This window comes from Streptomyces sp. x-19, from assembly GCF_046549115.1.
Taxonomy (GTDB): domain Bacteria; phylum Actinomycetota; class Actinomycetes; order Streptomycetales; family Streptomycetaceae; genus Streptomyces; species Streptomyces albulus_C.
The window spans coordinates 238,701-247,385 of the sequence record NZ_JAJPWK010000010.1 but is presented as its reverse complement, the minus strand read 5'-3'; the positions used below and the strand labels follow the sequence as shown (position 1 = coordinate 247,385).

The window sequence follows — 8,685 nt, the reverse complement described above, 5'->3', positions numbered from 1 at the left end:
TGGGTGTGGGTGGTGGGGGTGGGGGGTTGGCCTTCCTAACGCCCCCCCCCCCCCCCACCCCCCAACCCCGCAGACCCGTCACCGCGCCCTAACAGCCCCGCGCAGCGGACCCGCCCCGCGCCGCAGGCGCAAACAACAGCAACCCCCACGGCGGGACGGCCGACCACGTGGGAAGAAGCCCCGCGCAGCGGCAACGCCCCGCCGCTGTGGTTACTTGACCGGTGCCATCTTGTCGACGATGCCGGGGTGCGCGTCGATCCACTTCTCGACGCCCTTGTCCTCGTTGCCCTTTCCGGCGTCCTGGATGTCCTTCTCCAGGCTGCCGAGCTCGTCGGGGCTCATCTTCCAGTTCTTCAGCCAGCCGGAGAACTCCGGGAACTTGTTCGGGAAGTTCTTGTTGCCGAGCGTCTTGATCTGGTTGTTGGCGCCCCAGGTGCCCTTGGGGTCGGCGAGCTTGGTGAGGTGGTACTTGCTGTAGGCCCAGTGCGGCGACCACAGGACGACCGCGATCGGCTCCTTCTTGTGGTACGCGCGGTCGAGTTCGGCGAGCATCGCGCTGGTGCCGGCCGAGGTGACCTCGTAGTCCGACAGCCCGTAGGCGGGCAGCACGGTGCTCTTCAGGCGCTGCATCTCACCGGTGCCCGGTTCGATGCCGATGATCTTGCCCTTGAACTCGTCCTTGTGGGCCCGCAGGTCGTCCATGGACTTGACGTCCTTGACGTACGACGGGACCGCGATCTCCAGTGAGGTCTTGTCGTACCAGGCACCGACGTCGACCAGGTCGTCCTTGTACTTGTCCCAGTACTGCTTCTGGGCGACCGGTAGCCAGCCGTCGGTCTCCACGTCGATCTGGCCGGTGGACAGGCCGGTCCACATCGGGCCGACGTCGAGGTTGCGCAGGTTGGGGTGGTAGCCGCGCTTCTCCAGGACGTTCTTCCACAGGTAGGCGGTGGCGATGCCCTCGTCCCACGCCGGGTAGCCGATGTTGGGGGCCTTGCCGGCGTCCTTGCCCTTGGCGTAGGTGGCGTGCGCGGACGGGGCGATCTTCTCGACCAGGCCGGGGTTCTTCTTCAGCCAGGTGCGGACGCCGTCCTGCTCGTGGCCCTCACCGGCCGACTTGATGTCGTTCTCCAGGCTGGTGAGCTGCTTCTCGTCGAGGTGGAAGTTCTTCATCCACTTCGCGACCTCGGGCATGTCCTTGCTGAAGCCCTTGCGGCCCAGCATGTGCAGGCCGTCGCCGGAACCGAACGCGCCCTTGGGGTCCTTGAGCTTGGTGAGCGGGTACTTGTCGTACGCCCAGTGCGGGGACCACAGGGTGACCGCGATCGGCTTCTTGTTGTGGATGGCGCGGTCCAGCTCGCTCAGCATGGAGGCGGTGCTGGACTCCTGCACCTGGTACTCGCCGTCGAGGCCGTAGTCCTTGAGGACCTTGTCCTTGAGGATCTTCATCTCGCCGGCGCCCGGCTCGATGCCGGTGATCTTGCCGCCGAACTCGGCGGCCTTGCCCTTGAGATCGTCGAGCGTCTTGACGTCCTTGACGTACGACGGGACCGCGATCTCCAGCGACGTCTTGTCGTACCAGGTGCCGAGGTCCTCCAGCTTGTCCTTGTACTTGTTCCAGTACTCGGCGTGGGTGGTCGGCAGCCAGGCGTTGGTCTGGACGTCGATGTCGCCGCGCGCCTGCCCGGCGAAGAGCGGACCGGCCTCCAGGGCCTGGACCTTGGGCTTGTAGCCGCGCTCCTCCAGGATCTCCTTCCAGAGGTACGTGGTGGCCTTGCCCTCGTCCCAGTTGACGTAGCCGAGGGTGATCGGCTTGCCGTTGCCGCCGGACGCGGCGTCGCCGCTCTTGCCCAGGAAGCTCATCCCGCCGGCCAGCAGCGCCAGGACGACGACGCCGACCATGGCGACCGAGGTCGCCGGCCGCCACTGCAGGAACTTCCAGCGCCCCAGCGCCGCCTGCGCCTTGGCCAGCGCCCGCCGGCCGAGCGGCGACACCCGCTGGTTGAGCGCACCGGTCATCCGGTCCAGGTACATGGCGAGGATGACCACGGCGAGGCCGGCCTCCGCGCCCAGGGCCACGTTGACCGAGCTGATGGCGTTGTAGACCGACGCACCGAGGCCGCCGCCGCCGACCATGCCGGCGATCACGACCATGGACAGCGCGAGCATGATGACCTGGTTGATGCCGGCCATGATCGTGGGCAGCGCCAGCGGCAGCTGCACGCGCAGCAGGGTGCGCCGCGGGTGCGTGCCGAACGCCTCGGCCGCCTCGACCAGTTCCCCGTCGACCTGCCGGATGCCCAGCTCGGTCATCCGTACCGCGGGCGGCATGGAGAAGACGATGGTCGCGACGATGCCGGGGACGACGCCGAGGCCGAAGAAGAGGATGCCGGGGATCAGGTAGACCATCGCCGGCATGGTCTGCATCAGGTCCAGCACCGGACGCAGGATGCCGCCGACGACCCGGCTGCGGGCCGCCCAGATGCCCAGCGGCACCGCGACCACCACGGTGATCAGGCAGGCCACCAGCACCAGCGAGAGCGACTCGATGGTCGGGCTCCACTGCTGGATGGAGTCGATCAGCGCGAAGCCGAGGAAGGTCAGCACCGCGGCCGGCAGGCCGCGCAGCCACCAGGCGAGCACCGCCAGGATGCCCGCGAGGAGCAGCGGGGCGGGGGCCGCGAGGACGGCGTGGATCGCGTCGTAGAGGCCGTTCAGGACCGTGGTGATGAGGTTGAACAGCCAGTCGAGGTTGTCGCGGAGCCAATTGACGGCGTCATTGGCCCAGCTGCCTATTTGGATCCTAGGCACCGGTGGTCACCGTCCCCTCGGTCGGAGCGGCGGACTCGGTACCGGTGGTGGCCGGCTCACCCTGGGCGGGCACGTCGAGGGGCACGGCCGGCCGGCCCGGCTCGCCGAGGACGGCCAGCAGCCGCTCCCCGGTGACCGCACCGGCCAGCGCGCCGCTCTCGTCGGTGACGGCGACCGGCACGTCGCTGGCCGAGCAGGCGGTGAACAGGTCGGCGAGCGGGGTGTCGGGGCCGACGGTGGCGGGCGCGGCCGCCTGGAAGTCGGCGGCCGTCGCGAGCTCGGTGCCGTCCTGGGTGGTCGTGCCGAGGACGCTGTCGAGGTCCGTCATGACCGCACCGGCGGTCAGCACCCGGCTGCGGTCCACGTCCTGGATGAAGGACGCGACGTAGTCGTTGGCGGGGCGGACGAGGATGTCCTCGGCGCTGCCGGTCTGGACGATCCGGCCGTCGCGCATCACCGCGATCCGGTCGCCGAGCCGCATCGCCTCGTTGAGGTCGTGGGTGATGAAGACGATGGTCTTCTTCAGCGTCTTCTGGAGCTCCAGCAGCTGGTCCTGCATGTCGCGGCGGATCAGCGGGTCGAGCGCGCTGAAGGACTCGTCCATCAGCAGCAGGTCGGCGTCGGTGGCCAGCGCGCGGGCCAGCCCGACCCGCTGCTGCATGCCGCCGGAGAGCTCGTCCGGCCAGGACTTCTCCCAGCCCTCCAGCCCGGCCAGGGCGAGCGCCTCGGTCGCCCGGCGCTCGCGCTCGGCGCTCGGCACGCCCTGGACCTCCAGGCCGTAGGCGGCGTTCTCCAGCACGCTGCGGTGCGGGAAGAGCGCGAAGTGCTGGAAGACCATGGAGATCTTCCGGGACCGGACGGCGCGCAGTTCCTTGTCGCTGAGCGAGGTCAGGTCCTGGCCGTCGAAGCGGACGGTGCCCGCGGTCGGCTCCAGCAGTCCGTTGAGCATGCGCAGCAGCGTGGACTTGCCGGATCCGGACAGACCCATGACGACGAAGATCTGACCCTCGTCCACCTCGATGGACGCGTCGATCACCGCGGCGGTGGTGCCTTCGGCCCGCAGCTCGTCCCGGCCGGCTCCGGCCTGGAGTTTGCGGACCGCGTCCTCGGGTCGTCTGCCGAACACCTTGTACAGGTGCTCGGCTTGCAGCCTGGACACATATACCTCTCTTGTCGCACGAGAAACGACCTGCCACCCCCGTAGGCAGGTCGTGGCGCGGGACGAATTCGGCTCGTCTTCACCGGTGACAAGTTGAAATCGCAACCGGGTCCGCTCCGGCTGCGCGCCTGCCCGGCTTTATGGGGCTCAAACACATCGGTGAGCCACCTCACATCACAGGCACGTTTGGGGCATACGGCATCATGCGGAGTGTGACTCGACGCCTGATGCTCCTCGACACCGCCTCCCTGTACTTCCGCGCCTATTTCGGGGTGCCGGAATCGGTCAAGGCCCCGGACGGCACCCCGGTGAACGCGGTACGCGGCCTGCTGGACTTCATCGCCCGACTCGTCCAGGACCACCACCCCGACGACCTGGTCGCCTGCATGGACTTCGACTGGCGCCCCCAGTGGCGGGTCGACCTGATCCCCTCCTACAAGGCACACCGGGTCGCCGAGGAGGCCCCCGCCGGCTCGACGGCCCCCGACGAGGAGGAGATCCCGGACACCCTCTCCCCGCAGGTCCCGGTGATCGAGGAGGTGCTCGACGCGCTGGGCATCGCCCGGATCGGCGCCGCGGGCTACGAGGCCGACGACGTCATCGGCACCCTGACCGCACAGGCGAAGGGCCCGGTCGACATCGTCACCGGCGACCGCGACCTCTTCCAGCTCGTCGACGACGCCCGCGGCATCCGCGTCCTGTACCCGCTGAAGGGCGTCGGCACCCTCCAGCTCACCGACGGCGCGGTGCTGCGCGAGAAGTACGGGGTGGACGGCCCCGGTTACGCGGACCTGGCGCTGCTGCGCGGCGACCCCAGCGACGGCCTGCCGGGCGTCCCGGGCATCGGCGAGAAGACCGCCGCGAAGCTGCTGGACGCCTACGGAGACCTGGCCGGAATCATCGCCGCCGCCCAGGACCCGACCTCCAAGATCACCCCGGCGCAGCGCAAGCGGCTCATCGAGGCGGCCCCCTACCTGGCCGTCGCCCCGAAGGTGGTCGGGGTGGCGACGGACGTCCCGGTGCCGGAGACCGACCTCGCCCTCCCGGTCGAGCCGGCCGATCCGGAGCGACTGGAGGCGCTGGCCGCCCAGTGGGGCCTGGGTGGCGCATTGCAGCGGTTGCTGGTCACGCTCCACCGATGACCTGTTAGGTTAGGTATACCTAACTGGCGGCGTGCGTCCCGCAGGCGCACCCGCCGTCGACCGCGTCAGGGGAGAACAGCCGTGGCAGCAGAGCGACCGGCCCGCAGCACGCCCACACTGCACCGCGCCCGGGTGCGGCGCACCGAGCGGCTCACCCCGCACATGATGCGCGTCGTCCTGGGCGGCGAGGGACTGGCGGCGTTCGAGGCGGGCGCATACGCCGACCACTACGTCAAGCTGGTCTTCCCGCTGCCGCACGTCAGCTACCCCGAGCCGTTCGACATGGGGCGCATCCGCGCCGAACTGCCGCGCGACCAGTGGCCCCGGACGCGCACGTACACCGTGCGCGCCTGGGACCCGGCGGCACGCGAGCTGACCGTGGACTTCGTCGTGCACGGCGACAGCGGACTGGCCGGCCCCTGGGCCGCGGCCGCCCGGCCGGGCGACGAGATCACCTTCCTCGGCCCGGGCGGCGCCTACCTCCCGGACGCGACGGCCGACTGGCACCTGCTGGCCGGCGACGAGAGCGCCCTGCCGGCGATCGCCGCCGCCCTGGCCCGGATGCCGGCGGACGCCACGGCGCACGCCTTCATCGAGGTCGCCGGCCCGGAGGAGAGCCAGGAGCTGACCGCCCCGCCCGGCGCGCGGATCACCTGGGTCTACCGCGGCACCGCCCCGGTCGGTCGCGGACTGGTCGAGGCGGTTCGGGCGCTGGAGTTCCCCCCGGGCCGGGTCCACGCCTTCGTGCACGGCGAGGCGGGCTTCGTGAAGGAGCTGCGCCGACTGCTGCGCGTCGAGCGCGAGCTGCCGCGCGAGGCCCTGTCGATCTCCGGCTACTGGCGCACCGGCCACGACGAGGACGGCTGGCAGGCCGGCAAGCGCGCCTGGAACGCCCAGGTGGAGGCCGAGCAGGAGCCCGCGGCCGCCGCCTGACCCGCACCCCCTCGGGGCGCCCCCACCGCACCGGGGCCGCCCCCGCCACGGACGCACGCACCGGGGGCGGCGCGACTCACGACGGGTCCGCGCCGCCCTCCGTCGCGCCCTCGCCCGCGCCGTCCCCCGCCGCCGGTCGGCCGCCCCGGCGCTCCTCGTACCGTCGCGCCGAGCGGTCGACGTGCGCCAGCCGCCGCAGCGCGCTGAGCACCGCGTCCCCCAGGACGGTCGCCACCACCACGCTCTCCACCAGCTCCTCCACGTCCGCGTGGCGCCCCACGTACGCCAGGTCGGCGTCGGCGACCCGCTCGCACGCCTCGGCGTACTCGTCGAGGACCTCCACGAACGCGCCCTGCCCGAGGTCCTGGAACGCGGCCAGCGCGACCGCCATCGCCTCCGCCGCCGGATGGTCCGCCCCGGCCCGCCAGCCACGCCGGCGGATCAGCTCCGCGACCGTCCGACGGGCCTCCGGCAGCGCCTCCGGGCGGCCGATCGGCACCGGCGTGATCGCGTCGTGCGCCGACCCGAGCACCTTGTGCACCGACCCCCCGGGGGCGTCCACGGCGGTCAGCACCTCGCGCACCGTCGCGACCGAGAGCCCGCCGACGTCGATCAGCCCGCGGATCAACCGCAGCCGCCGCACGTGCCCCTCGTCGTAGCTGGCCTGGTTGGGGCTGGTGAGCCGACCCGCGGGCAGCAACCCCTCGCGGACATAGAACTTGATCGTCGGGACCGCCACGCCCGTCTCGCGGCTCAGCTCACCGATGCGCATCTGACGCCCTCTCCCTGCCGGATCCCCTCGGAACCGTGCCCTGCGGACCTGCCGGGCGCCCCGCCCCACCCGGCCTTGCCAATCGACCTTCCATCATAGATAGTCGCGCTATCAGATAGCGGAGAGCTCCGCTATCCATAGTGTAGCTATCTATTCAGGGGGGTTCCTTGCGCATGTCCAGATACCGTTCGCTGCTCGGCTTCTCATGGGCGATGGCTGGACTGGCCGTGGTCGCGGCGGTCGGGATGATCGTCGACGACCGGGTGTTGGTCGGCGCGCCGATCTGGTTCAAACCGCTGAAGTTCGCGGTGTCGTTCGCCGCCTACGGGCTGACGCTGGCCTGGATGCTGTCCCGCCGCCCCGCGCCGAGCCGGGTCGGCACCTGGGCCGCGCACACCGTCGTGGTCGCCGGACTCGTCGAGATGTCGATCATCATCGGCCAGACGCTGCGCGGCCGGCGCAGCCACTTCAACGTCGAAACCCCGCTGGACCGGGGCCTGTTCCTGATCATGGGCGGCACCATCGTCGCCCTCTGGCTCGCCACCCTGGTCCTCGCCGCACTCCTGTTCCGGGCCCGCCTGGGCGACCGCGCCACGACCTGGGCCATCCGACTCGGCGCGCTGATCGCCCTGGCCGGACTCCTGCTCGGCGGCCTGATGCTGATGCCCACTCCGGAACAACAGGCCCAGAAGACCGCCGGCCTCGCCCGCACCCTCGTCGGCGCGCACAGCGTCGGCGTCCCCGACGGCGGCCCGGCCATGCCGCTCACCGGCTGGAACACCACCGGCGGCGACCTGCGCGTGCCGCACTTCGTCGGCATGCACGCGCTCCAGGCCCTGCCGCTCTTCCTCCACGGCGTCGAGGCGCTGGCCCGCCGCCGCGCCCGACTGCGCGACGCACGGGTGCGACTGCGCCTGGTGCTCACCGCGGCCGGCTTCCTCACCGGACTGCTCGCGCTGGTCACCTGGCAGGCACTGCGCGGCCAGGCCCTGATCCACCCCGACGCGCCCACCCTCACCGCACTGGCCGCCCTCGTCACCGCCACGGCGGCCGGCGGCTACGCAGCCCTCCGCCGCCCCACCCTCCAGCCCCATACCGACACCGAACGCCCCACCCAGCCAACGGAGTTGACCGCATGACCGACCGCACCCTCTTCAGCCTCGCGTTCGCCCTCGCGGCCCCGTTCTGGGCCCTGCTGATCCTCGCGCCCGGCCGCCGCTGGACCGACCGGATCGCCGCCTCACCGCTGCCCATGGTGCCGGTCATCGGGGTCTATCTCGCCCTGGCGATACCGGTCTTCCCGCAGCTGTGGGCCGCGGTCAGCCACCCGGACCTCGCCGGATTCCAACGCCTGCTGGCACTCGGCGGCGGCGCCGGGGCGATCTGGGCCCAGCTGATCGCCTGGGACCTCTTCCTCGGCCAGTGGATGTACCGCGAAGCGCGCGACCTGGGCATCCACCCCCTGGTGATGGGCCCACTCCTGGTCCTGACCATCCTGCTCTCACCCATCGGCGTCCTGCTCTTCCTGTGCCTGCGCGGCACCCTCCGCCACCGCACCGAACAGCGCCCGTCGGCGATCCCGAACTAGCCGTCCCGCACCCCAACCGGACCGCTCGGATGCCGGCACACCGGCAAACACCCGACGCCCCACGGCACTTGCTTTCCCACGCAATGGTTGACGGCGCATGCACCTGCCTGTTCCACTGGCCCCATGCGACCTCAGCAACGGCTGGTCACCCGCGACCACATCGACTTCGGTCGCGTGTGGTCCGCCTCCTGTTGCCTCTGACGCCCCGGTGCCGCGCCGGGCGCCCCGCCCCGCGCGCACCCGCATGTCGCCCTGCCGGTCCTCCCGCGCACCGCGCATG

7 protein-coding genes are annotated in these 8,685 nt (G+C 71.3%); 4 read left to right on the top strand and 3 right to left on the bottom strand.

Annotated elements, in window-relative coordinates; genetic code table 11:
- Positions 1–210 precede the first annotated feature (210 nt).
- Positions 211–2,811: an ABC transporter permease/substrate binding protein gene (locus tag ACLJT4_RS23955; protein ID WP_016570850.1), complete on the bottom strand. Its 2,601-nt coding sequence runs from the start codon at positions 2,809–2,811 to the stop codon at positions 211–213.
- Complete coding sequence (locus ACLJT4_RS23950; RefSeq protein WP_411124991.1) at positions 2,804–3,970, bottom strand: quaternary amine ABC transporter ATP-binding protein; 1,167 nt, start codon at positions 3,968–3,970, stop codon at positions 2,804–2,806. Before ACLJT4_RS23950 ends, ACLJT4_RS23955 begins: the two co-directional genes overlap by 8 nt.
- Before the next feature lie 227 nt (positions 3,971–4,197).
- Between ACLJT4_RS23950 and ACLJT4_RS23945 the strand changes: the two genes are divergently transcribed.
- Together ACLJT4_RS23945 and ACLJT4_RS23940 are read left to right on the top strand one after the other, a co-directional pair.
- Positions 4,198–5,112 (top strand): 5'-3' exonuclease H3TH domain-containing protein, encoded by a 915-nt coding sequence (locus tag ACLJT4_RS23945; protein WP_411125012.1) that lies wholly within the window; start codon positions 4,198–4,200, stop codon positions 5,110–5,112.
- Positions 5,113–5,193: 81 nt separating this feature from the next.
- Positions 5,194–6,045 (top strand): siderophore-interacting protein, encoded by an 852-nt coding sequence (locus ACLJT4_RS23940; protein WP_411124989.1) that lies wholly within the window; start codon positions 5,194–5,196, stop codon positions 6,043–6,045.
- 76 nt (positions 6,046–6,121) lie between these two features.
- Here ACLJT4_RS23940 and ACLJT4_RS23935 read toward each other — a convergent pair whose 3' ends face one another.
- Entirely contained in the window at positions 6,122–6,817 is a 696-nt protein-coding gene (locus ACLJT4_RS23935) for a MerR family transcriptional regulator (RefSeq protein WP_411124987.1), read from the bottom strand.
- Between the two features lie 212 nt (positions 6,818–7,029).
- Here ACLJT4_RS23935 and ACLJT4_RS23930 point away from each other — a divergent pair, with 212 nt between their 5' ends.
- Together ACLJT4_RS23930 and ACLJT4_RS23925 are read left to right on the top strand one after the other, a co-directional pair.
- Complete coding sequence (locus tag ACLJT4_RS23930; protein WP_411125010.1) at positions 7,030–7,956, top strand: hypothetical protein; 927 nt, start codon at positions 7,030–7,032, stop codon at positions 7,954–7,956.
- Complete coding sequence (locus ACLJT4_RS23925) at positions 7,953–8,405, top strand: ABA4-like family protein (RefSeq protein WP_411124985.1); 453 nt, start codon at positions 7,953–7,955, stop codon at positions 8,403–8,405. The genes ACLJT4_RS23930 and ACLJT4_RS23925 overlap by 4 nt, the downstream gene beginning before the upstream one ends.
- Positions 8,406–8,685: the final 280 nt, after the last annotated feature.

Excerpts from the sequence above, each read along its gene's own strand:
- ACLJT4_RS23930 (WP_411125010.1), top strand. The coding sequence starts at position 7,030 with ATGGCTGGACTGGCCGTGGTCGCGGCGGTCGGGATGATCGTCGACGAC.
- ACLJT4_RS23925 (WP_411124985.1), top strand. The coding sequence starts at position 7,953 with ATGACCGACCGCACCCTCTTCAGCCTCGCGTTCGCCCTCGCGGCCCCG.
- ACLJT4_RS23935 (WP_411124987.1), bottom strand. The coding sequence starts at position 6,817 with ATGCGCATCGGTGAGCTGAGCCGCGAGACGGGCGTGGCGGTCCCGACG.
- ACLJT4_RS23945 (WP_411125012.1), top strand. The coding sequence starts at position 4,198 with ATGCTCCTCGACACCGCCTCCCTGTACTTCCGCGCCTATTTCGGGGTG.